The sequence below is a fragment of the Corallococcus sp. AS-1-12 genome (assembly GCF_020036995.1).
GTDB lineage: Bacteria > Myxococcota > Myxococcia > Myxococcales > Myxococcaceae > Corallococcus.
The window spans coordinates 59,866-82,981 of the sequence record NZ_JAIQDD010000018.1 but is presented as its reverse complement, the minus strand read 5'-3'; the positions used below and the strand labels follow the sequence as shown (position 1 = coordinate 82,981).

21 protein-coding genes are annotated in these 23,116 nt (G+C 70.7%); 14 read left to right on the top strand and 7 right to left on the bottom strand.

The window, feature by feature from the left end; translation table 11 throughout:
* Positions 1–27 precede the first annotated feature (27 nt).
* Positions 28–558 carry a hypothetical protein gene (locus K8556_RS25335; RefSeq protein WP_223742661.1) on the top strand — a complete coding sequence of 177 codons (531 nt, stop codon included), beginning with the start codon at positions 28–30 and terminating at the stop codon, positions 556–558.
* Here K8556_RS25335 and K8556_RS25330 read toward each other — a convergent pair.
* Positions 542–1,261 (bottom strand): hypothetical protein, encoded by a 720-nt coding sequence (locus K8556_RS25330; RefSeq protein ID WP_223742660.1) that lies wholly within the window; start codon positions 1,259–1,261, stop codon positions 542–544. The two genes, K8556_RS25335 and K8556_RS25330, sit on opposite strands and share 17 nt — an antisense overlap.
* Positions 1,262–1,375: 114 nt before the next feature.
* Between K8556_RS25330 and dusA the strand changes: the two genes are divergently transcribed.
* Complete coding sequence (gene dusA / locus K8556_RS25325; RefSeq protein ID WP_223742659.1) at positions 1,376–2,377, top strand: tRNA dihydrouridine(20/20a) synthase DusA; 1,002 nt, start codon at positions 1,376–1,378, stop codon at positions 2,375–2,377.
* 24 nt (positions 2,378–2,401) lie between these two features.
* Here the strand turns inward: dusA and K8556_RS25320 are convergent, their stop codons facing one another.
* Positions 2,402–3,469: a hypothetical protein gene (locus K8556_RS25320; RefSeq protein WP_223742658.1), complete on the bottom strand. Its 1,068-nt coding sequence runs from the start codon at positions 3,467–3,469 to the stop codon at positions 2,402–2,404.
* A gap of 167 nt (positions 3,470–3,636) precedes the next feature.
* On the opposite strand from K8556_RS25320, the gene K8556_RS25315 reads away from it, so the two are divergent.
* Positions 3,637–4,038 (top strand): cupin domain-containing protein, encoded by a 402-nt coding sequence (locus tag K8556_RS25315; RefSeq protein ID WP_223742657.1) that lies wholly within the window; start codon positions 3,637–3,639, stop codon positions 4,036–4,038.
* 24 nt (positions 4,039–4,062) lie between these two features.
* On the opposite strand, the gene K8556_RS25310 is transcribed toward K8556_RS25315, so the two are convergent.
* The gene (locus K8556_RS25310; RefSeq protein WP_223742656.1) at positions 4,063–5,850 is read right to left on the bottom strand and encodes an FAD-dependent oxidoreductase; all 1,788 of its coding nucleotides are present in this window, start codon (positions 5,848–5,850) and stop codon (positions 4,063–4,065) included.
* Positions 5,851–6,299: 449 nt separating this feature from the next.
* On the opposite strand from K8556_RS25310, the gene K8556_RS25305 reads away from it, so the two are divergent.
* The 4 genes from K8556_RS25305 to K8556_RS25290 are packed head-to-tail and all read left to right on the top strand — an operon-like array spanning position 6,300 to position 11,192.
* Positions 6,300–8,015: a chemotaxis protein CheA gene (locus tag K8556_RS25305; RefSeq protein WP_223742655.1), complete on the top strand. Its 1,716-nt coding sequence runs from the start codon at positions 6,300–6,302 to the stop codon at positions 8,013–8,015.
* A gap of 26 nt (positions 8,016–8,041) precedes the next feature.
* The gene (locus K8556_RS25300) at positions 8,042–9,733 is read left to right on the top strand and encodes a methyl-accepting chemotaxis protein (protein WP_223742654.1); all 1,692 of its coding nucleotides are present in this window, start codon (positions 8,042–8,044) and stop codon (positions 9,731–9,733) included.
* A 15-nt stretch (positions 9,734–9,748) separates the two neighbouring features.
* Positions 9,749–10,294, top strand: coding sequence for a chemotaxis protein CheW (locus K8556_RS25295; RefSeq protein ID WP_223742653.1), 546 nt, complete (start codon positions 9,749–9,751; stop codon positions 10,292–10,294).
* Positions 10,295–10,298: 4 nt separating this feature from the next.
* On the top strand, positions 10,299–11,192 hold the full coding sequence (locus K8556_RS25290; RefSeq protein ID WP_223742652.1) for a protein-glutamate O-methyltransferase CheR: 894 nt from the start codon (positions 10,299–10,301) through the stop codon (positions 11,190–11,192).
* A 9-nt stretch (positions 11,193–11,201) separates the two neighbouring features.
* Here K8556_RS25290 and K8556_RS25285 read toward each other — a convergent pair whose 3' ends face one another.
* Positions 11,202–12,098: a CPBP family intramembrane glutamic endopeptidase gene (locus tag K8556_RS25285; protein WP_223742651.1), complete on the bottom strand. Its 897-nt coding sequence runs from the start codon at positions 12,096–12,098 to the stop codon at positions 11,202–11,204.
* A 101-nt stretch (positions 12,099–12,199) separates the two neighbouring features.
* On the opposite strand from K8556_RS25285, the gene K8556_RS25280 reads away from it, so the two are divergent.
* The 3 genes from K8556_RS25280 (at position 12,200) to K8556_RS25270 (ending at position 13,624) form a co-directional block, all read left to right on the top strand.
* Complete coding sequence (locus K8556_RS25280; RefSeq protein WP_223742650.1) at positions 12,200–12,571, top strand: type II toxin-antitoxin system PemK/MazF family toxin; 372 nt, start codon at positions 12,200–12,202, stop codon at positions 12,569–12,571.
* Between the two features lie 389 nt (positions 12,572–12,960).
* Positions 12,961–13,266: a LysR family transcriptional regulator gene (locus tag K8556_RS25275; protein WP_223742649.1), complete on the top strand. Its 306-nt coding sequence runs from the start codon at positions 12,961–12,963 to the stop codon at positions 13,264–13,266.
* Between the two features lie 109 nt (positions 13,267–13,375).
* Entirely contained in the window at positions 13,376–13,624 is a 249-nt protein-coding gene (locus tag K8556_RS25270) for a LysR substrate-binding domain-containing protein (protein WP_370639968.1), read from the top strand.
* Here the strand turns inward: K8556_RS25270 and K8556_RS25265 are convergent.
* The gene (locus K8556_RS25265; protein ID WP_223742648.1) at positions 13,584–14,462 is read right to left on the bottom strand and encodes an aldo/keto reductase family oxidoreductase; all 879 of its coding nucleotides are present in this window, start codon (positions 14,460–14,462) and stop codon (positions 13,584–13,586) included. The genes K8556_RS25270 and K8556_RS25265 overlap by 41 nt on opposite strands.
* Positions 14,463–14,557: 95 nt before the next feature.
* On the opposite strand from K8556_RS25265, the gene K8556_RS25260 reads away from it, so the two are divergent.
* The gene (locus K8556_RS25260) at positions 14,558–15,466 is read left to right on the top strand and encodes a LysR family transcriptional regulator (protein WP_223742647.1); all 909 of its coding nucleotides are present in this window, start codon (positions 14,558–14,560) and stop codon (positions 15,464–15,466) included.
* A gap of 12 nt (positions 15,467–15,478) precedes the next feature.
* On the opposite strand, the gene K8556_RS25255 is transcribed toward K8556_RS25260, so the two are convergent.
* Positions 15,479–16,084 carry a hypothetical protein gene (locus K8556_RS25255; RefSeq protein ID WP_223742646.1) on the bottom strand — a complete coding sequence of 202 codons (606 nt, stop codon included), beginning with the start codon at positions 16,082–16,084 and terminating at the stop codon, positions 15,479–15,481.
* 285 nt (positions 16,085–16,369) lie between these two features.
* On the opposite strand from K8556_RS25255, the gene K8556_RS39525 reads away from it, so the two are divergent.
* Together K8556_RS39525 and K8556_RS25245 are read left to right on the top strand one after the other, a co-directional pair.
* Positions 16,370–18,724: a M4 family metallopeptidase gene (locus tag K8556_RS39525; protein ID WP_370639967.1), complete on the top strand. Its 2,355-nt coding sequence runs from the start codon at positions 16,370–16,372 to the stop codon at positions 18,722–18,724.
* Between the two features lie 96 nt (positions 18,725–18,820).
* Complete coding sequence (locus K8556_RS25245) at positions 18,821–19,378, top strand: SMI1/KNR4 family protein (RefSeq protein WP_223742645.1); 558 nt, start codon at positions 18,821–18,823, stop codon at positions 19,376–19,378.
* Between the two features lie 3 nt (positions 19,379–19,381).
* Here K8556_RS25245 and K8556_RS25240 read toward each other — a convergent pair whose 3' ends face one another.
* Positions 19,382–21,103, bottom strand: a complete 1,722-nt coding sequence (locus tag K8556_RS25240; protein ID WP_223742644.1) for a GMC oxidoreductase — start codon at positions 21,101–21,103, stop codon at positions 19,382–19,384.
* Positions 21,104–21,319: 216 nt separating this feature from the next.
* Here K8556_RS25240 and K8556_RS25235 point away from each other — a divergent pair, with 216 nt between their 5' ends.
* Positions 21,320–23,107, top strand: a complete 1,788-nt coding sequence (locus K8556_RS25235) for a DUF885 domain-containing protein (protein WP_223742643.1) — start codon at positions 21,320–21,322, stop codon at positions 23,105–23,107.
* Positions 23,108–23,116 lie beyond the last annotated feature (9 nt).

Below are 23,116 nucleotides of genomic sequence, written 5' to 3'. Positions count from 1 at the left end.
TGTTCCCCCTCTGGAGTCGTGTCCCCCATGAACTGCGCCCGCTCCGCACCGGCGGTCATCGTCTACTTCCCCGCGCGTTCGGAGCGCTCGCCCCTGCGGTTGCAGCGCCGGGCGGCCCCGGGGGAGCGGCGGGGTGGGGGGCTCCCGTTCGCCGCCACGCGTCAACGCGGCCTGTGGACGTTCCAGACGCCGGCGGGGCCGGAGCGGTGGCTGCCCGGACGGGTGCGCGGGAAGGACCGGATGCAGGCGTTCCTGGTGGACGTGCTGGGCTTCGGCGCGCTCATCCAGGCGTATGACGTGACGGCGGACACGCGCAGCGACTCGCTCCCCGGGCACCCGGACTTCGCGAAGAACTTCGACCTGTTCCTGCACCACTACGCGGGCGCGCTGCTCAAGAAGGCGGCGCCGGAGGTGGCCTTCGGCCGCGCGCTGGGCCAGGTGGTGATGCTCAACGGCCAGCAGTGGGCCGGGCTGGGCTTCACGCTGACGGACGCCGGCCAGCGGCTGGTGGACGCGTGGCTGTCGGAACAGGGCGTGGTGCTCAGCCCCCTGCCTTGAGCCACACCCGCAGCGGCCCCCCGGACTCGAAGCCCAGCGCCCGCCACGCGTCGAGCGCCTCGCCGTGCTCGTAGCCGACCATGGGCCGACCCGGGAAATGGACGCGGACGTGCGCGAGCAGCTCCGCGTCCAGCTCGGCGGGCGCGCCTTCGACGCGGAACGTGTTCGACAGTCCGACCGCTTTCGCGCCGAAGAAGGCGATGCCTCCGGCCAGCAAGCGCTTCCCATCCCCCGCGGCGAGGAAGACGACGCCCTCCTCCTGGAGCAGCGCGGGAGGGAACACGCGCGCTTCCGGGGCGCGGCCGCTCCATGCGGCCTCCCACGCCTCCAACGCCTCCGGTGTCCGCGCCTGGCGCCACGCCAGGCCCGAAGCCACTGCCGGCACGGGCGCGGTGGCCGCCAGGTGGATCCACCGGGCCTCGAACAGCAGGTCGAAGCCGTGCGCGGCGAGGTCGAGCGTCGCGAAGCTGTCCTTCACGCCCCAGCGGCCCGGCAGCTCCAGCCGGGACAGGGCCTGGAGGGTGGCCTCCTGTCCGTCCGCCGTCAGCGTGACGGCATTGGGATAGAGGGCCGGCACCGGCGCGGGGTTGAACCACAATCCGTCCTCGAACTGGCCTTGGCGGCCGTGGGCGCGGCACACGGCGTCGCACCACTCCGCGTTGTTCCGGACGGCGGGAAGAAGCCAGGGCGGGGCAGGGGACATGGCCCGCGAGCATAGGGCCGGTGGGGCCCGCCCGGCCCGGCATGCCCGCCTGCCTTCGGAGGGAGCGCCGGGAGACCCTGGGCGGACGGCGGGAGTCCGGATATGGGTAGGGCGATGACTGCCCTGGCCTACCCCATGCCGCTGTGTGTCGCGCCGATGATGGACTGGACGGACCGGCACTGCCGGTACTTCTTCCGGCTCATCTCCCGACACACGCTGCTCTACACGGAGATGGTGACCACGGGGGCGGTGCTGCACGGCAAGCGCGACCGCCTGCTGGGCTTCACGCCCGCCGAGCACCCGGTGGCCCTCCAACTGGGCGGCTCGGAGCCCGCGGACCTGGCCGCCTCCGCGCGCATCGGCGAGGAGTGGGGCTACGACGAGATCAACCTCAACGTCGGCTGCCCCAGCGACCGCGTGCAGTCCGGCCGCTTCGGCGCGTGCCTGATGGCGGAGCCGGACCTCGTCGCGCGCGGTGTCGCCGCCATGCGTGAGGCGGTGCTCATCCCCGTGACGGTGAAGTCGCGCATCGCCATCGACGACATGGAGGAGTGGCCCACGCTGGAGGACTTCGTGCGGCGCGTCTCCGCGGCGGGCTGCACGCGCTTCATCGTGCACGCGCGCAAGGCGTGGCTGCAGGGCCTGTCCCCCAAGGAGAACCGGGACGTGCCGCCCCTGCGCTACGAGCTGGTGCACCGGCTCAAGGCCGAGTACCCGCACCTGGACATCACCCTCAACGGCGGCATCAAGACGCTGGACGCGGCGGCGGAGCACCTGGGCCGCGTGGACGGCGTGATGATGGGCCGCGCGCCCTACGAGTCCCCCTACCTCCTGGCGGACGCGGACCGGCGCTTCTTCGGAAGCACGCAGGCGCCCCTCACCCGGCACGAGGTGGTGGACGCGATGCTGCCGTACATCGAAGCGCAGATGAGCCAGGGGGCGCCGCTGGGCGCCGTCACCCGGCACATGCTGGGCCTCTTCCAGGGCCTGCCTGGCGCGCGCGCCTGGCGCCGGCACCTGAGCGAGAACGCCCACAAGGACGGCGCGAGCCCGGAGCTGGTGCGCGCCGCCGCCGCGAAGGTGCCGCGCGACACGGGCCTCCAGGCCGTGGCCTGACGCGCACCCGCCGGGCCCGGGCCTTCAGCGCTTGGGCACGGTGGTGCAGCACCCGGAGCGCGCGCACCGCGCCCAGCCCTGGTCCTGGCAGAGCTGATCACTCGTGCACGCGGGGCCCTGGCCCGGCTGTCCGCAGGTGGAGGACGGGCCGCCCCCGCCTCCGCCGCCGTGGAAGGGCACCGCGGCCTGGATCTTCACCATGGGGCAGCGGGGCTGGGGGCCGGTGCCCACGCAGTTGTTGGAGGCGCCGCCGGTGACGTTCCTCGGGCACGTCATGGGCTCCGAGGGGCGCCGCTGCGCGTCCACGGAGAAGCAGACGCCGACCTCCGTGAGGTTGCAGTCCGCGTCGCAGGCGAAGGCGACGCTGTCGCTCTGCCCGAACGCGGCGCGCAGGTTCTCCAGCGCCACGCTCCCGCCGATGTTGTTGGCGAGCGCGGCCGGCGTCCCCTGGTCGCCCGGCAGGGACTGCAGCGCGTCGATGGTGCTCTGGAAGTAGGACCGGGCGTCCATCCCCGTGCAGCTCCCGTGCTTGGGCCACTCGTGGTTCGCGAGGAAGTAGTTGTCCGTGACGAAGCCGGGGCCGTAGGTGCCCATCGCCTGCGGGAGGGTGGCGGGGTCGGGGAAGCAGCGCGCGGGGGCGTCGCTGCCCTGGCATTCGCACATCCCGCCACAGAACGCGGGATAGGTGCAGTGGAGCTGCTGCGCCTCCTCGTCGTTGAACTGGGGCCACAGGCCGTGGATGGTGAGGTGCGTCGCGCCGAAGGTGCCCTCCAGGTGCTCGCACTCCTCCTTGTCCGGGTGCGTCCGGCAGAAGGTGGGGGCCCACGTCAGCGCGAGCAGGTACGTGCCGAAGCGCGGCGTGGCGCACGCGCCCCCCTCCTGCGCGCTGGCGTCGGCCTTGAAGCAGTTGCAGGCGGTGGCCTGGGGCCGGCCGAACTCGAACTCCAGGGCCTCCGGCTTCGCCAGGTGGAGCGGCCGCGCGGTGGCCGTGGGCGGGGTGGGTGGAGGCGCGGGAGGCGGCTCGTGGTGCGTACGGCATCCCTGCGCGATGACCAGACATGCCCACAGGGCAAGGCGCGACATTGGGCGCATGACTTGATTCCCCCGGGACCGGATTGCGGCACGAAGGTACGGAGGTGGGGACGGGCGCTACACCCCGTGCTCCGGTCCACCGCCCGCGTCCGGGCGCGAACCCTTTCCTCCGGCGCGCGGCGCCCCCAGCTTTCCCGCGGGACCCATTCACCGCGAGGGATTGCACCATGGCACGCGCCATCATCAAGAAGGCCAGCGAGGCGGACGAGCGCCGGCCCTTCGTGTCGCACGGAGAGGCCTCCGTCCTGAACCTGGGAGCGCTCAGCATCGGCAGGGGCTACTTCGAGCCCGGCTGGCGATGGTCGGAGCACGTGAGGCCCATCGCGGGCACGGCGGACTGCGAGGTGGTCCACACCCTCAGCATCCTGTCCGGACGCATGCACGTCCGGATGAGGGACGGTCAGGAGCTGGACCTGGAGCCGGGCGACGTCGCCTTCATCCCGTCAGGCCATGACGCCTGGGTCGTGGGGGACGAGCCCTGCCGCGTCGTCGACTTCACCGGCGCGGAGGACTACGCCGTGGCGAGGCCCGGGAGGCAGGAGCCGCGCGAGCCGTCCGTGCTCCAGTGAGCGGCGCGTGAAGGGCGCGCCGCTTCAGCGGATGCCCAGCCGCTCCATCAGCGCGTCGACCATGCGGGAGACGCGGAACTGATCCAACCAGTCATCGACCTCGGAGAGCCCCGTGAGCGCGGAGAACCGCCGCAGCACGTCCGAGGCCTGGACGGCGGTGCGCAGGCCCAGCAGCTCGAAGAGGTGCGGGCGCCCGCGCCGGTACAGCGCCGCGTCCAGGCGCTTCCACGGCTCCACCCACGCCGGCTCCTCCAGGGGCCAGATGATGGCGCGGCTGGACTGGGACTGCGTCCGGTCGAGGATGGCGTTGACGGCGCGGCGGCCCGCCTCGCACGCCCCCTCCATGGAGGCCAGGTCCGTGTGCGTGCGGACGTAGTCCCCCGCGAAGCAGAGGTTGGGGATGGCGCTCGCGGCCTCCGGGCGCACGTCCCAGGAGCCGGGCGGATGCACCAGCAGGCCGGACGTGTTGCGCGGCGGCAGCCCGCCGCCGTAGTCCAGGTCCGCGTCCAGGTGGAAGGAGTGCAGCAGCGCGTCGGTCAGCACCTGCTCGTCCGGGTCCAGCCCGTTGAGCGCGGCCTTGAGCTGTCCCCAGACCTCCGTCTTGATCTCCTCGGGCGTGCAGTCCTTCGCGCGCTTCGGGACGAACGTGCCGGGCGTGTTCCAATCCGACACATCGACGGACAACAGCCCGCCCACCTGCCCATCCCCGAACACGCGCCGGAACAGCCCCAGCTCGCGCCAGAACTGCGGCTGCGAGATGGACGTCAGCGCCCACGGCGAGTCCGGATAGAAGGTGTGGCCGCGCACCAGCGGCACGTCCTCGTAGAGGAAGAACTGGATGCCCACCATCCACGACACCAGTTGCTCCACGTCCGCCGCGCGCAGCCGGGCCAGCGCGGGGTCCAACGCGGCCAGCTCCGGCGTCATCAACGCGTGCGCCGCCTCCAGCGGCACCGCGAGCACGTAGTGGTCGGCCGCGTGGGACTCGCCGTTGGCGAAGCGGACCCGGGAGATGCGGCCGCCCGCCACGTCGAGCCCGGTGCACGGGACGCCCGCGTGGAGATTCACGCCCAGGCCGCGCAGGTGGGAGATCCACGGGTCGAGCCACATCTGGCTCGTGGGGCCGCCCAGCGTCCGGTCGTTGTTCACCCCGCTCTGGGCGAAGTCGAGGATGAGCTGCATGGAGATGGCGCCAATCGTCCGCGCGGACCCGCGCTTGGGATCCATGGCCACCATCGTGCGCGGCACGGCCCGCAACTGCCGCTGGAGCTTCGGCGAGTACAGGTCCCCCTGCGCGAAGTCCCACCAGGACATCCGCTCGTACTGGCCGAAGCGGCGGGCTTCACTGGATGAGAGGAATTGGAGGATCTTCAGGCTGTAGAGGCTGACGTCGGCCTCGTCGAAGTCCAGCTTCTGGAAGAACAGCTCCAGCGCCTCCAGGACGTCGTAGGGCTTGTCCAGCTTGCGGCGGGAGAAGCGGTACCACGTGTCCTCGTCGATGAGCGCGATGGCGCTCTCCGTCGTCGCCTTGAGGCGCTCGTCCACGGTGGGCGTGGCCGCGCCGGGCACGGCGGGTGTGCGCCGCATCATGTCGATGACGTGGCGGTAGAAGCGCGGGTAGAAGCGGAAGCCGTGCTCGCCCGGCAGGTCCCGCCGCCCCTCGGTCCCCGTGCCCGCCACCGGCTGCGAGCGGGCCTTGCCGCCCCACGCCGTGCGCGTGTCGAAGACGTGGACCTCGAAGCCGCGCTCCACCAGCTCGTGCGCGGCCGTCAGTCCCGCCACGCCCCCTCCCACCACGATGACGCTGGGCATGCGGCTCCTCCGCCTGGGCTTCGTGTGCGAAGGGGAGCGTCGCGCATGCCCCAGCGAGTCCGCATCACCCCGCAGCACGAGTGCGATGTCTTGTACGAACGGATGAGACGCAATGTGTTGGATGTGGATGGGATTGAAACATGTAACTCAAGACAGGTGGGGCGCGGCTCCGGGCGATGTGGCCGACACACGACCTGGGACGTCTTGTCTCCTGGGAGGGCCTCGCTCTCCCGCTGATACAAACCCTGTGTGAAATCAACGCCGTGGTTGTTCATGTTGGATGGGTTTGATACTGTTGATTTCTAGAAACTTTCCTCGGCGTGGAGGTCGGCCCACCTTCATGGCAATGCCTTGCATCGCGAGGAAGGGGGGCGCCAGTCCGTGTTCTTGAGAATCCCTCCACCCATCCCCCTGCGTGCGCCGGTCTCCCTTCGCCTCCGGGGCGGGAGGTGACGACAGGCCCGGGGGACATCCCGTCGGAGACCGCCGCGGAGTGGCAGAAGGTGCTGGCCGTCTTCGCGGACGAGGCGGAGGGGTTGGTCTCCTCCATGGAGGAGAACCTCATCGCGCTGGAGGTGTCCCCGGCGGACGGGTTGCTCCCGGCCATCCTTCGCGGGGCCCACACGCTCAAGGGCGCGGCGGCGTCGCTCGGCTTCCAGGCCGTGACGGACTACACGCACGGCGTCGAGGACCTGCTCCAGGCCCTGCTCGACGGGCGCCTCACGCCGGATGAGACGCGGGTGTCGCTGCTGCTCGGCGCGGTGGATCACCTTCGCGAGCTGTGCCAGGCGTCGCTCGCGGGCGTGGACTCGCTGGGCGCGGTGCACCAGGCCCACCTGTCCCGGCTGCGCGAGGGCCTCGTCGCGGGGGCTCCCACGGCGGCGCTGCCGCTCCCCACCGCGCTGCCGCGCCTGCCGGAGGCGCGGAGCACGGCGCGGACCCGCGTGCGCATGGACATGGAGCGCCTGGACCGCATCGTCACGCTCACCGCGGAGCTGTCCGTGGCGCGCGGGCGGATGGCGCAGTTCCTGGCGCGGGCGGAGGACTCCGGCGCGAGCTGGGAGGAGGCGCTCAACCAGCAGCGGGAGATGGATCCGCTCTTCGAGGCGCTCCAGGAAGAGGTGATGAAGGTGCGGATGGTCCCGGTGGGACCGCTGTTCCGCCAGCACCTGCGCACCGTGCGCGACCTGGCCCGCTCCCAGCAGAAGCTGGCCCAACTGGAGCTGGAGGGAGAAGACGCCACGCTGGACACCGCGGTGCTGGACGCGCTGCGCGACCCGCTGCTCCACCTCCTGCGCAACGCGCTGGACCACGGGCTCGAGACGCCGGACGAGCGGCGCGCCGCGGGCAAGGACCCCCGGGGCCGCCTGCGGCTCAAGGCCTGGCATGACGCCGGCAGCGTCGTGGTGGAGCTGTCCGACGACGGCCGGGGCATCCAGCGCGAGCGGGTGCGCGAGCGCGCGCGGCAGCGGGGGCTGGTGGCGGCGCCCGAGCGGCTGCGCGACGACGAGCTCCTGCGCCTCATCTTCGAGCCCGGCTTCTCCACGGCCACCGAGGTGACGGAGCTGTCCGGCCGCGGCGTGGGCATGGACGTGGTGCGCCGGGACATCGAGGCCCTGCGCGGCACCGTGTCCATCCAGAGCCAGGAGGGGCAGGGCACCACGTTGACGCTGCGGCTGCCGCTCACGCTCGCCGTCATCCAGGGCTTCGCCATGGGCGTGGGGGACCAGGTGTACGTGGTCCCCATCGAGGGCGTGCAGGAGTGCATGGAGGTCCCCGCCCACGAGCGCACGGAGGAGGCGTCCGGCGTGCTGTCCCTGCGCGGGCAGCCGCTGCCGTACCTGCGGCTGCGCCAGGTGTTCTCCCTGGGCGGGAGCACGCCGGCCCGGGAGAACGTGGTCGTCCTCAAGCACCCGGACGGCGTCATCGGGCTGGCGGTGGATGAGCTCCAGGGCGACGGCCAGCGGGTCATCCGGCCCCTGGGGCGCCTCTTCCAGGGCATCCCCGGCATCTCCGGCTCCACCATCCTGGGCGACGGCCGGGTGGGGCTGCTCCTGGACACGCCCGCGCTGGTGCGCAGGGCCATCCTCCACGCCTCCGAGGCCGCGCTCGGTCCTCCCGCTCCCCTGGAAACCCCTTCCTCCGCCGCCCCCCGGGCGCCGTAGTCATCCGTCGCAGCACCGGAGTCACCATGTTCAACAACCTGAGCATCACGGCGAAGCTGACGCTCGCCTTCAGCGCGATGGTCGCCATCATCATCGGCCTGGTGGTGGTGGTGTACACGACCATCCTCAAGGTCGCCGCGTCCGCCGAGGGCGACACCGAGAGCCACAAGGTGATGATCGCCGTGCGCACCCTGGAGGGTGACCTGGCCGACCTGGAGACGGGACAGCGCGGCTTCATCATCACCGGCGACGACAAGTTCCTGGAGCCCTACAACCTGGCCCGGCTGAGCGTGTCGCAGAACCTGGACAGCATCCGCCAGCTCACCCAGAGCGACCACCGCCAGCAGGAGCGCCAGCAGGAGGTCCGCGACCTGATGCAGCAGTGGGTTTCCCAGCACCTGGAGCCCCTCATCAACCAGCGCCGCGAGGTCAGCGCGGGCCGCGGGGACATGGCGCAGCTCATCGCGGTGGAGCAGTCCGCGCGCGGCAAGCAGACCGCGGACCGCATCCGGATGCTGCTCACCAAGCTGGGTGACGACGAGGCGGCCCTGCTGCAGGAGCGCACGGCCCGCACCGCCGTCATGGCGGAGAACCTGTACGATCTGATCATCATGGGGGGCGTGCTGGGCGTGGTGCTCGCGGCCCTGCTGTCCTACTTCCTCACCCGCAGCATCGTGCAGCCCCTGACGGAGGCCGTGCAGGTGACGGCGCAGGTGACCGCCGGCGACCTCACGGCGAACGTCACCGCCCGGGGCACGGACGAGACGGGCCGGATGATGGGCAGCATGCGCGACATGATCCACCGGCTGTCGGGCGTCATCAGCGAGGTGCGCGGCGCCGCGGGCTCGCTGTCCTCCGCGTCCCTCCAGGTGGCGTCCGCCGCGCAGGGGCTGTCGCAGGGCACCAGCTCCCAGGCGGCCTCCGTGGAGGAGACCACCGCCAGCCTGGAGCAGCTCAACGTCAGCATCCGCCAGAACTCTGAGAACAGCCGGGAGATGGAGCAGACGGCCATCAAGGGCGCCCGGGACGCGGAGGAGAGCGGCCGCGCGGTGAAGGAGACCGTGGAGGCGATGAACGCCATCGCGGAGCGCATCTCCATCGTGGAGGAGATCGCCTACCAGACGAACCTGCTCGCGCTGAACGCCGCCGTGGAGGCCGCGCGCGCGGGCGAGCACGGCCGGGGCTTCTCCGTGGTGGCCACGGAGGTGCGCAAGCTGGCGGAGCGCAGCCAGAAGGCCGCGAAGGAGATTGGCGGCCTGGCCACCTCCAGCGTGAAGGTGGCCGAGCGCAGCGGCCAACTGCTGACGGAGCTGGTGCCCGCCATCCGCCGCACGGCGGAGCTGGTGCAGCAGGTGGCCAACGCCTCGCGCGAGCAGTCCATCGGCGTGTCGCAGATGAACCGCGCCATGACGCAGGTGGATCAGGTCACCCAGCGCAACGCGTCCGCCGCGGAGGAGCTGTCCTCCACCGCGGAGGAGATGGCGACCCAGGCGGAGTCCCTGCTCCAGATGATGAACTTCTTCCGGCTGGTGGAGGGCTTCAGCTTCAACGCCCCCGCCGCGCCGCGCGCCCCGGCCCACCGGCTGCCGGTGTCGCCGCTCCGGGGGCTCCAGGCCGCGGCGCAGGGGCCGCTCGCCACGTCCACGACGAACGGGGCGCTGTCCCGGCTCCAGAACGGCGCGGAGGCGCCGGCTCCCCATGACTTCCAGCGGTTCTAGGGAGGCGCGCGCACCATGAGTGAGTCCACCGAACCGGGCGGCGGCAGGTCCAGCTACCTGAGCTTCATGCTCGCGGGCGAGGAGTACGCCGTGGGCCTCCTGCGCGTGCGGGAGATCATCGAACACCGCCCCGTCACGCGCGTGCCGGGGATGCCCGCGGCCGTGCAGGGCGTCATCAACCTGCGCGGCAGCGTGGTGCCCGTCGTGGACCTGGCGGTGAAGTTCGGGCTGCCGCCCCGGCCCATCACCCGCTGGTCCTGCTTCGTCATCGTGGAGGTGGCGCTGGACGGCCAGCAGACGGTGCTGGGCCTGCTCACGGACACCGTGCGCGAGGTGCTGGAGCTGGGCCCCTCGGACATCGAACCGCCCCCCGCCTTCGGCACGCGCGTGCGGCTGGAGTTCCTGCGGGGCATGGGCCGCCACGACGACGCGTTCATCCTGCTGCTGGACCTGGACCGGCTCCTGTCGCTGGAGGAGCTGCTGAAGCTGACGGCCGCCGCCGACGAGGCCTCGGCACCGGCGGCCCCGGCCCCGGCGCCGGAAGCCCCGGGCAACGGGTGAGGGGATGAGCGGCGACGGGCCCTGGCCGTCCGCGCTGCCTCCGGCGCTGTCGCGCTCGGAGCTGGCGCTGTTCCAGCACCTGGTGGAGGCGGAGGCCGGCATCCACCTGTCCTTGGCCAAGAACGCGCTGGTGGCGAACCGGCTGGCGCGGCGGCTGCGGGAGCTGGGGCTGACGTCCTACGCCGCGTACCACGCGTACGTCACCGCGCGGGGGAACGAGGCGGAGAAGGTGCGGATGCTCGACAGCCTCTGCACCCACGAGACGTCCTTCTTCCGCGAGCCCCGGCACTTCGACCTGCTGCGCGAGCACGTCTTCCCGGAGTGGGCGGCCCAGGCGGCGCAGGGCCGGCGGCCCCGGAGCGTCCGCGTCTGGAGCGCCGGGTGCTCCACGGGGGAGGAGCCCTACTCGCTGGCGATGGAGCTGCTGGAGGCGTTCCCCAAGGGCTCCGGGTGGAGCCTGGAGCTCGTCGCCACGGACCTGTCCACCTGGGCGGTGAAGCGCGCGGAGGAGGGTGTCTGGAGCCTGGAGCGGGCCCGGAGCATCCCGCAGTTGCTCTTGCGCAAGTACATGCTGAAGGGCGTGCGCACGCAGGAGGGGCTGATGACGGCGGGCCCGGAGCTGCGGGCCGTCATGCGCTTCGCCCGGGCCAACCTGCACGCGCCCGCCACCTGGCCGGTGGGGACGTTCGACATCATCTTCTGCCGCAACGTGCTCATCTACTTCGGCGCGGAGGCGCGGGCGCGCGTCATCCAGGGGCTGCTGTCCCGGCTGCCGGAGACGGGCTACTTCTTCCTGGGGCACGCGGAGAGCCTGATTGGCATCACCACGGCTGCGCGCTCCGTGAGCGCCAACGTGTACACGCCGCGCCCGGGACCGCCGCTGCCGTCGCGCGAGTAGCGCCGCTTTTCATTCCTGGAGCGCCGGAGCTTCGCCAGGGCGGGGAAGGGCCTCCGGCTCCGGCGCGGCGGAACCCTTCCAGCGCGTCAGGGCGGCAATCGCCACGCACAGGATGACGACGCAGAAGAGGGACGCCTCCAGGCCATAGGCGCCGCCCGTGAGCCACTCCGGGCGGCCCTGGAAGACGGGCGTCCACCAGCCGCGCGCCTCCTTGCCGCTCACGCCGAAGCCCATCGTGCCCAGGAACCAGTTCCAGCCCATGTGCACGCCGACCGGCAACGCCAGGTGCCGCGTGCGCAGGTAGCACAGGCCCAGCATCCAGCCCGCGAGGAAGGTCGTCACCATCGCCACGACGCGCGTGGGGACCTCCATGTCCGTGCTGAAGGGGTGGGCCAGACAGAAGAGGAGCGAGATGACGACCTGCGCCCAGCGCGTGCCCAGGCCCCGGATGGCGCGCTGGAAGAGGTAGCCGTGGAACAGCGCCTCCTCGAAGAGGCCCACGCCCAGCATCAGCCAGGCCAGCTTCACGACCGAGGCCACCTGGGCGTTCGCGGCGCGCTCCAGGTGGTAGCCCCCCGCCACCCAGCCGCACAGGGCCACGAGCCCCACCAGGACCACTCCGGCCACGGCCCCCACGCCCAGGTCACGTCCCGCGCGCCGGTCCAGCGACATGCCGAGCGACGTCAACGTCACGGGCTGCTTTTCGAGGTACAGGAAGTCGAGGCTCACGAGCAGCACGCCCAGGAAGCCGAAGAACGAGTGCGGCAAGAACGGCTTCACCCCGTCGGGCAGCAGCGTCCAGAGCCCCATCAGGATGCCCGCCAGGAGGGCGGACGTCACGAGGAAGCCGGCGCCCTTCCAGCCGTTGCGCAAGTGCCCTTCGCCATCCCGGAACACGGCCTTCATGATGATCGACCTCTCGGCGTGATTGCCTTCCCTGCCTACAACCAACGCGCGGCCCTGGGAAGGATTGCCCCGGTTCGACACGGCGTGGCACAACCCGGCCCATGAGCACGGGCCCGAAGACGATCCGCCGGGGCGACCTGTACTGGTGCGAGCCGGACGAGGCCCGGGGCTCCGTGCCGCCCATCGCCCACCCGTACCTCGTCATCCAGGACGACGTCTTCAACCGCTCCCGCGTCCACACCGTCATCGTCTGCGCGCTCACCTCCAACCTGAGGAAGGCGGGCGAGCCCGGCAACGTGCTGCTCGACGTGGGAGAGGGGAACCTGGCGAAGCAGAGCGTCGTGGTCGTGTCGCAGGTGTCCTCGGTGGAGAAGTCGCGGCTGGGCGAGCGCATCGGGGCGCTCTCCGACGCACGGGTCGAGCAGGTCCTCGCGGGCCTGCGCTTCCAGCAGGCGTCCTTCTTCCGCGAGTGAACCCCCGTCCTCACGGAGGCGGAACGGGATTGCCCCAGGCCGCGGCGGAGATGCGCCACTGGCCGCCGGTTCGCACCAGGAGGAGATGGTCGTAGAGGCAGTCCGGCGTATGTGATTGGTACAGCAGCGCGTGGCTGTAGCGCGCGTGCGCTTCGATCTTCGCGTCCGCAGCGCTCCCTCCGTCCCATCCACCCAGTGCATGACCACGTCCGGGTGGAACGCGGACCGCAGCAGCCGGCTGGAGCCGGTGTCGGAGGCCTGGAAGTACGCCTGCACCGCCTCCTCGGGACTGGCGTGCAGGCGCGAAAACGGGCCGGGCGAGGGAAGGGGCGCGTTCAAACGCCAGGACACCAATTGATGGTAGCGCGGCCCATCCATGGAAAGACTCAATGGACTTCCCAGACCTCCCTTTCCTGCGCACGTTCGTGACCGTCTATGAATGCCGGCGCGTGACGGAGGCTTCCGCGCGCCTGCACCGGACCCAGCCCACGGTGAGCTACCAGTTGCGCCGGCTGGAGGAGACGCTCGGCGCGCCCCTGTTCGAGCGCCGGTCCGCGCGGCTCGTGCCCACGCCCCTGGCGGACCGGCTCTTCCGGTTCCTGGGAGGCTTCGCCCGGGACGTGCAGGCGGTGTTGCAGGGGAGCGAGGGGGACCGCCCGCTGGAGATCGCCGCGGTGTCTGGCTTTGGCCGCTAAGTGCTCTTCCCGCTGCTGCGGGAGTCGGAGTCGCTTCACCGGAGGCTGACGCTGCGGCCGGCGCCATCCCCACTGGTACAGCACCGCGCACTTCGAGGAGCTGGAGGAGGTGCTGGAGTGGGTGGCGCGAGGACACGGCGTCGCCGTCGTCCCCAGCTTCTGCATCCCGAAGGGGCGGGGCCTGGGCGTGGTCCACTGGGGCCAGCCCGCGCTCACCAACACGGTGCACGCCGTGCAACGCGCCCAGGCCCCCGTGCGCCCGGCCGTCGCGGAGCTGCTGGAGCTGCTGCGCGACGGGCGGCAGGCGCTTCCCGAGCTCAGGCGGGCCGGGCGCCCGCCACGGAGTCCAGCTCCTTGAGCGCGTCCTCCGGCAACGTGAGCTCGGCCGCGGCCAGGTTCTCCTTCAGGTGTCCGACGGACGACGTGCCGGGGATGAGGAGGATGTTGGGCGAGCGGTGCAGCAGCCACGCCAGCGCGGTCTGCATGGGCGTCGCGTTCAGGCGGGCCGCGACGGCGGAGAGCGTGGACGACTGGAGCGGGCTGAAGCCTCCCAGCGGGAAGAACGGCACGTAGGCGATTCTGTCCTTCGCGAGCGAATCGATGAGCGCGTCATCCTCGCGGTGCGCCAGGTTGTAGTGGTTCTGCACGCAGACGATGTCCGCGATGCGCCGTCCCTCCGCGACCTGCGTGGGCGTGACGTTGCTCAGCCCGATGTGGCGCACCAATCCCTTTCGCTGGAGCTCGGCGAGCGCGGTGAGGGGGGCTTCGATGGACCCTTCCGCGGGGCCGTGCACGCTCAACATGATGCGCAAGTTGACCACCTCCAGCACGTCCAGGCCCAGGTTGCGCAGGTTGTCGTGCACGGCCTGGGTCAGCTCCTCCTTCGAGTAGGCCGGGAGCCAGGACGCGTCACTGCCGCGCCGGGCGCCAATCTTGGTGACGATGGCGAGGCCGTCGGGGTAGGGCGCGAGCGCCTCGCGGATGAGCTGGTTGGTGACATGCGGGCCATAGAAGTCGCTGGTGTCGATGTGGTCCACCCCGCGGGCCACGGCCTCGCGCAACACGGCCCGGGCGGCGTCCGGGTCCTTCGGCGGGCCGAAGACGCCGGGCCCCGCGAGCTGCATGGCGCCATAACCCAGGCGCTTCACGGGGCGGCCCCCGAGGGGGAAGGTGCTGGCTGAGTCGATACCGGGCATGCTCCATCTCCTTGTTGGGATGGGGCATTCATAGCCACCGTGGACTCTCTGCATAACGGGGCACGACCCGTACAGGTCGTGCGGAGCGGCGAACAGTGAAGGTCGACCTGGGTGATTTGAACGCCTTCGTGGTGGTGGCGCGGGCCCGCAGCTTCCGCGAGGGGGCGCGCCTGAGCGGAAGCAGCGCGTCCTCGCTGAGCGACGCGGTCCGACGGCTGGAGGAGCGCCTGGGCGTCCGCCTGCTCAACCGCACCACGCGCAGCGTCGTCCCGACCGAGGCCGGGGAGGGCCTCCTGGAGCGCCTGTCGCCCGTGCTGACGGAGATGGAGGCCGCGCTCGACGTGGTGAATGGCTTCCGGGGCCGGCCCGCGGGCGCGCTGCGCCTCAACGTGCCCATCAGCGCGTCCCGGCTGGTGCTGCCGCGCATCGTCCCGCCGTTCCTCGCCGCGTACCCCGACATCCACCTGGAGGTCATCACCGAGGACAGCTTCGTGGACGTCATCGCGGCCGGGTGTGACGCGGGCATCCGCTACGACGAGCGGCTGGAGCAGGACATGATCGCGGTGCCCATCGGGCCGCGCGTCCAGCGCCACGCCACGGCGGCGGCCCCGGCGTACCTGGAGCGGCATGGGCGGCCGGAGCACCCCCGGGACCTGCTGCGGCATGCGTGCCTGCGCGGCCGCTTCGCGAGCGGCGCGATGACGCTCTGGGAGTTCGAGCGCGACGGCGAGGTGGTGACGGTCGAGCCCTCGGGCCCGCTCATCGTGCGCGCGGGAGGGGCCACGGACCTCGCCGTCGACGCCGCGATCGCGGGCACCGGCATCGTGCACCTCTTCGAGGACTGGCTGCGCCCGCACCTGGACAGCGGCGCCCTGGTGCCCGTGCTCGAACCCTGGTGGCAGTCCTTCCCGGGGCCGTTCCTCTACTACCCCGGGCGGCGCCACGTGCCCGCGCCGCTCCGGGCGTTCATCGACTTCATCAAGGCCCAGGAGACGGGGCCTTGAGGCCGGGGGGCATCAGGGCTCGGAGACGCTCACGGTGAAGCCCTTGGGAGCGCTGGAGTCATCCAGCACGTGCATGAAGGCCTGGGCGGTCCACTCCACGTCGACCGTGCCGGGGGCGGTGAGCGTGCCGGAGTCCGAGTTGGCCTGGACGTCGAAGACGACCTGCAGGGTCCACTCGCAGCCTTGAACGGTCGGGCAGTTCTCGCCGAGGTACGTCACGCTCTCCACCGTCACGGCGACGTTGGGCTCCAGGATGCCGCTCTGGCTCCAGGAGGTGAGCTCCCCCTCGAGGTAGCCGATCGCCAGCGACGGCGGCGGCGTCTGGATGGGGTCTCCCGGCGTCCACTTCGCCTTGGCCTGGATGTGCACCTCGCCTTCCACCGGATCCGACGACTTCTCCTGCGCGGAGGTCCGGACGACCAGCGTGCGCGTGACCTTGAAGGTCTCCGCCGTCAGGCGGAAGGGCGCGCCGGTGTGGACCTGGGACGCCACGTCGTCCGACCGGGCTCGTGAGGTGGCCACGACGCTGGCGCAGGCCAGCAGCAGCACCAGTCGTGAGGCCCAGGCGCGGGCCGCGGTGGGGATTCGCTCGAAGACGGAGGGACGGGCGCGACGCATGAGTTCCTCGGGCAGGCGTGAAGGTTCCGGGCGTACGGGCACGCCGGGCGGCGCGAGGCAGAGCAAGCTCAATGCCATGCACTCCCAGAGGGACGCGGGGCTTGAGCGTCATGCGTCCGCGTCACAATCACGACATGTGTGTCATATGACAACGTGAGTCATACTCAGAGTATGTGGCAGATGTTGACGCCCAGTGTTTCTGTTTTTTAGGTTTGTTCCTGGAGGGCGGTTATTGCGCGCTGCATCTCGCGGCGGTCGCGGCCCCGAACTCCAGGAGTGAGCGACGTGAAGCCTCTTCGCCAGAATCCCACCCTCGTGGCGGCCCTGACGTCACTGCTGGCCGCGGGCTCCGCCTCGGCGGCGAGCCGTGTCGACCTGCACCAGGAGGAGCTGGGAGTGATCCGCCAGCGGCACGCGGCCACCTTCCTCACCGGTGGCGCGGACCGTGAGCCTGCCCGCCACGCGCAGGCGCTGGGGCTCGACGCGAACTCGGGCCTGAAGCTGCTGGGCAGCGTCAGCGACCACGGTGTCCGCAACCACCGTTACCAGCAGACCTTCCGGGGCCTGCCCATCTTCGGTGAGCACGTCATCGTCAACGAGGACGCCAACGGAGAGCTGCGCGCGCTGTTCGGGCGCAAGGTCACCGGCCTGGAGCGGGACATCCCGGCGGGGGCGCCCCGGCTGTCGTCCGCGGAGGCGCTGGACATCGCCAAGGCTGCCAGCGTGGGGAACCGCGTGCGCGCCATGTCCTTCGAGAACGAGCGCTCCGAGCTGATGATCTACGTCGACGACGACGGCCGGGCCCGCAAGGCCTACGTCGTCAGCTACTTCGCGGACCTCGTCGGCGGAGGGGCGCCCACGCGCCCGCTGGTCATCGTCGACGCGGAGGACGGCCGGGTGCTCAAGCAGTGGGAGAACCTGCAGCACGTGCTCATCGGCACGGGCCCTGGCGGCAACGTCAAGACGGGTCAGTACGAGTACGGCACGAACTACGGCTACATGGACGTGGCCCAGTCCGGCACCACGTGCACGATGAGCAACGCCAACGTGCAGACCGTCAACCTCAACGGCGGCACGAGCGGCTCCACCCCGTTCTCCTATACGTGTCCTCGCAACACGGTGAAGACCATCAACGGGGCGTATTCACCGCTCAATGACGCGCACTTCTTCGGCAGCGTCATCTTCAACATGTATCAGGCCTACGTGGGCAAGGCCCCGCTGACCTTCCAGCTCACGATGCGGGTGCACTACGGCACCAACTACGAGAACGCGTTCTGGAACGGCTCGGCGATGACGTTCGGCGACGGGTACACGACGTTCTATCCGCTGGTCAGCCTGGACGTCGGCGCGCACGAGGTGTCCCACGGCTTCACCGAGCAGAACTCCGGGCTGATTTATTCAGGCCAGTCCGGCGGCATCAACGAGGCCTACTCGGACATCGCTGGCGAGGCCGCCGAGTACTACATGCGCGGCACCAATGACTTCCTCGTCGGGGCGGAGATCTTCAAGAGCAGCGGGGCGCTGCGCTACATGGCCAACCCGCCGCAGGACGGCCGCTCCATCGGCCACGCCTCCAACTATTACAACGGCCTGGACGTGCACTACTCGTCCGGCGTCTACAACAAGGCCTTCTACCTGCTGGCCACGAAGCCGGGCTGGAACACGCCGAGGGCCTTCCAGGTCTTCGCCCGCGCCAATGACCTGTACTGGAGCCCGAGCACGGACTTCAACCAGGGCGCCTGCGGCGTGCAGACCGCGGCGCAGGACTACGGCTACAGCGTCTCCGACGTCGCGTCGGCCTTCGCCTCGGTGGGCGTGAGCTGCGGCGGCGCCATCGAGTTGTTCCGTCAGACGGACACCAGCGGCAAGCTCACCCTCGCGGTGTTCGAGCGCTATGCGACGACCGCCGCGGGCATCAACACCAACTTCACGGTGACCGTCCCCAGCGACTTCGTGGTGATTGGCGGTGGCGGCGAGGGCAAGGAGGGCGGGGCCGGCAACATGCTGACCGCTTCGTATCCGGACACCGGGCTGACCTCCTGGCTCGTCTCCACCAAGGACCACCTCATCTCGGACCCGGTGCAGGTGCGCGCGTGGGCCATTGGCCTGAAGGTCGCGGGGCTGACCCCGGCGCAACTGCGCACCTACCTGGCCGTCAGCACGGCGACGAGCGGGATTGTGTCGCACCCTGACGTCACCGCGTCCCTGCCGGCGGGCTACGTGCTGGCGGGTGGCGGCATCCGGGTGAACTGGAGCGGCGCGGGCAACCTGGCCACCGCCTCGGCGCCCTCCACCACGACCTCCTGGCGCGTGCGCTCGAAGGACCACACCTCCGCGTCGCCCGCCTCGGCGACGGCGTATGCCATTGGCATCAACAGCACCATCCCGGGCGTTGGCACCATTGGCAACGTCATCAACTCGGGCACCTCGTCGGTGGTCGCGCACCCCAGCTACACCGTGGGCCTGAGCAGTGGCTATGCGCTCAGCGGCTGCGGTGCGTTCGTCAACTGGAGCGGCGCGGGCAACATGCTGTGGCGCATCCGGCCGGTGAACTCGGGCTGCTCGGCCGCGTCGAAGGACCATGAGGTCTCTTCCCCGGCGTCCATCACCACGTACGCGCTCGGCCTGCGCGCGTTCTGACGCGGAGCGGTTCCGCCATGGTTCCCGGGCCGTGTCACGCGGCCCGGGGCCTGGCGGCTCCTCCGCACCGCCCGCGTGTGGTACGGAGCCCAGGGCATGCCGAGCGCAATCGAAGCCATCCACGCCTTGAAGGATCGACTGTCGCGCGAGCAGGGGCTTCCCCTCCGCGCCGTGAGCGTGACCCCGGTCCGCGAGGAGGAGCTGCGCCTGCTGGAAGCCGCGCTGGGCTCCCTGCTCCCCAAGGCCTATCTCCAATTCATCACCCAACACGGCCTGTTCGCCGCGACGGACTCATCCGGCCATGAGCGGGCACGGATGCTGAGCCCCGCCGAAGTGCTGGAGCAGCACGCGGGATATCAGGAGTTCCTGGAGGAGGACTCCTTTGGGGAAGAGGAGGACGAGCGGGAAGCCGCGCTGCGCGAGCTGGAGGTGCGCAGGCGGCTCATTCCCTTTCAGTACATCGCCGACTCGTTCGTCCATGACTTCTACAGCTTCGACACGGGCTGGCGCCGCGACGAGGGGGCGCTCATCCTCAAGGCCTGCCACGACGATTACGACCTCGCGCCGTGGTTGCTGGATGACGCCCCGGATACCTCCGGATGCACGTTCGACTTCGACGAGCACCTGAACCAGGTCCTTCGCGAGCTCCTCTAGGCCTCAGCCGCGCAGGCGGTCCGCCAGGTCCTGCGCCAGGCCGCACATGGTGAGCGTGGGGTTCCACGAGCCCGAAGTGGGGAAGAGCGCGCCGCCCGTCACGTAGACGTTGTGGACGCCGTGCGGCCGGTAGTCCAGTCCCACCACCGACGTCGCCGGGTCCCTGCCCATCCACAGCGGCGAGGCCTCGTGCACGATGATGTTCAGGCGGATCTGCTTCCGGTCGGGCCGCTCCGACTGCCAACGGCCGCCGGTGCCGCTCGCGTCATCGACCCAGTACTCGACCGGCGGTCCCTCGCAGCCCGCGCACCCGGCCATGACGTCGATGGCCTGGTACGTCGCCTCGTCGAGCACGTCCCACAGGTGGTGGTCCTGCACGCCGGGCTGGAGCTGGAGGGTGATGTTGGTGGCGGGGTCGGTGCCGCCGTTCATGCGGATCCAGTTGTCGGGGTTCTTCTCGCTCACCTCACCCAGGGTGGCGCAGACGAACACGACGTAATCCTCGGAGCCCTTGAGCTGCGCCATCGACGCGACGGCCGCCGCGTCCGGGGCCTCGTGGGCGATGGTGCTCTCGTCGGCCTCCGGGTTCGCGGAGGCGAAGGCGCTGGTCTGCACGTGGTACTGCAAGCCATTGGGCGCCTTGCCGTCCAGGTAGGTGGCGCCAATCTCCAGCGCGGACAGGTCCTTGAACGCCGAGCGCTTCACGCGCGCCGTGATGTGAGACATGAAGTGGCCGGTGTAGCGCTTGCCGATGTTCGGCAGGGCCTCCTTGAAGGAGTTCATCAGCAGCGTCGCGGGCGGGATGGTCCCCATCGCCAGCACGACCTTCGCCGAGCTCACCGCCAGCGGGCCGCGGCTCGTCTCCAGCGCGGTGACCGTCCCGTGGCCGTCATGCACCAGGCGGTCCACGACGCAGTGGTCGACGATGGTCAGGGGCTGCCCCTGGCCCTGGGCCGCCAGCGCCTTCTGCGATTGCTGCAAGTCCAGCAGCGTGCCGACGGTGGAGTACTTGTAGAACCTGACCCCCTTCCAGGGGGGATTGCCCACGGCGATGGGCGCCGGGAACGCGCTCTCCGCGGAGGGCACGTAGCGCTTGAAGTTCTCCCGGAGGTTCACATCGATTTGATGCTGGAGGCTGCCGTAGACGCCGTCGTGGACCTTGTCCATCGTGGTGACGTGCAGGAACGCGCGGGCGCGGTCCCAGAAGCCCGGCTGGAGCGTGACGTCGATCAGCTCCTGCGGCCAGTCGCGCATCAGGTCGGGCGTCGGGGCGGGGCACCAGGCGCTCCAGTAGGTGGAGCGTCCGCCCAGCACGGGGATGTAGCCGGCCTGGAAGAACTCCAGCTCCGTGGTCGCCATCCGCGTCGTGCGGGTCCACGGGTAGGTGGTGGGCGGTGAGCCGGTCGCGGCCTGGAAGGCGAGCGGGAGCATCTGGTAGTGCGTGGGCAACCAGAAGCCGCCTCGCTCCAGCACGAGGATGCGCGCGTTCGGGTTGTGCTTCAGCGTCTGCTCGATGAAGGCCACGCCGGTGGGGCCGGTGCCAATCACGATGAAGTCATACGCCGAGCCCTGGATGGCGCTCCAGTCGTTCGGCGTGGCGAAGAACGCCTGTCCGGCGATCTGATCCGCGCTGGCCTCCTGCGGACCGGGGACGGGGTAGCCGAGCGAGATGCCCTTCGGGAGGTTGCGGGAGCCAGCGAAGAACTTCTTGTAATTGGCGGCCATGGGACCTCGACAAGCAATGGTGGCTGGAGGTGCTTGCCCCGGGATGTGCAGGGGCCATGCCGTGACAACCCGTGAGGAAGGACGCACGGACGAGGCGGGGCCCGCGTCGCTTCAGGAAGCGCTGGCGTCTTCCGGGAACGCAGGGCGGCGCCGGGCGCTTGTGGGACGGGGGGCCTTCAGCGACGCTCCCCGCGTCTCTTCTCCCCCCGAGGCTCCATGAAGGCCCTGCGAACCCCGAGCGTCCTCGCCGCGTTGCTGCTGCTGTCCCCTGGATGCACCGCGTCCCGGCTCTCGGCCCGAGCGGAGGCGCCGGCCACCGCGCCCGAGGCGTCCTCCGCGCAGGTGGCGCTGCGCGGCTTCGTGGACGCGTACTTCGAGGAGCACTTCCGCCGCTCGCCCATGTCCGCCACGTCCGCGGGCGTGCACACGTATGACGGCGAGCTGCGCGGCTTCCGGTCCGAGGAGCGGGCGTCGCACCTGGCGTTCCTGAAGGACCGGCTCGCGGCGCTGCCCCAGGCGGTGGACCGGGCGGCGCTGGCTCCGGGGGAGCGGGCCGACTACGACATCCTGGAGAACCACTTCCGCGCGCGCATCCTGGACCTGGAGACGGTGCGCTCGTGGGAGCGCAACCCGAACGCCTCCCTGGGCTTCGCGTCCAACGCCGTGTACCAGCTCATCAACCGCGACTTCGCGCCGCTGGAGGAGCGGATGCGCTCCGCGGTGAAGCGCATGGCGGTGGTGCCGGAGGTCTTCGCGGCTGCGCCGGCCAACTTGAAGAACCCGCCGAAGCTGTGGACGGAGATCGCCCTGGAGCAGGTGAAGGGCACGCGCTCGCTCTATGCGCAGACGCTGCCGCAGGCCTTCGCGCCGGTGCGGGACGTGGCGCTCCAGGAGGACTTCAAGCAGGCGCAGGCGCGGTGCCTGGAGGCCATCGATGGCTACATCCGCTTCCTGAAGGACGACCTGCTGGCCCGCTCGAACGGGGACTTCGCCATCGGCGAGGAGACGTACCGCCAGAAGCTCCAGTACGAGGAGGGCGTCACGGACAGCATCGACTCGCTGCTGGCCTGGGGGCGCGCGGAGATGAAGCGCACGCAGGACCAGTTCGCGGAGGTGGCCGCGCGGATCGCCCCGGGGAGGGCGCCCATGGACGTGTACCGCGAGCTGGGCAGGGAGCACCCGGCCGCCGCGGAGCTGGTGCCCACCACGACGGCGACGCTGGAGGACATCCGCCAGTTCCTCATCGACCGCCGCATCATCACCGTGCCCAGCGAGGTGCGCGCGAAGGTGGCGGAGACGCCGGTGTTCAGCCGCGCGCTGTCCTTCGCGAGCATGAGCACGCCCGGCCCGTTCGAGCTGAAGGCGACGGAGGCCTACTACTACGTGACGCCGCCGGACCCGGCCTGGAGCGCGGAGCAGGCCGAGCAGCACATGAGCTTCTACAACCGCTACGCGCTGCCCATCGTCTCCATCCACGAGGCGTACCCGGGGCACTACGTGCAGTTCCTCTGGACGAACCGCATCCAGTCCAAGGTGCGCCGGCTCTTGGGCTCCGGCTCCTTCAGCGAGGGCTGGGGTCTGTACACCGAGCAGATGATGCTGGACGAGGGCTACGGCGGCACGGGCCCGCAGGCGGACCGGCTGCGGCTGAACCAACTGGCGCTCTACCTCCAGCGGCTGGCGCGCTACGTGGCGGGCCTGTCCCTGCACACGCGCGGGATGACGTACGACCAGGCCGTGAGCCTCTTCGAGAAGGAGGCCTACATGACGCGGGTCAACGCGGAGCGCGAGGCCCGCCGCGGCACCTCCGACCCGACGTACCTGGTGTACGCGCTGGGCAAGAAGATGCTGATGGAGCTGCGCGAGGACGCGAAGGTGAAGTGGGGCAGGGACTTCACCCTCCAGCGCTTCCACGACGCCGTGGTGTCCCACGGCTACCCGCCCGTGCCCATCGTGCGGCAGTTGTTGCTCGGTGAGGACGCGGCGCCTTCCGCGTCCCGCTGAGCGCCGCCC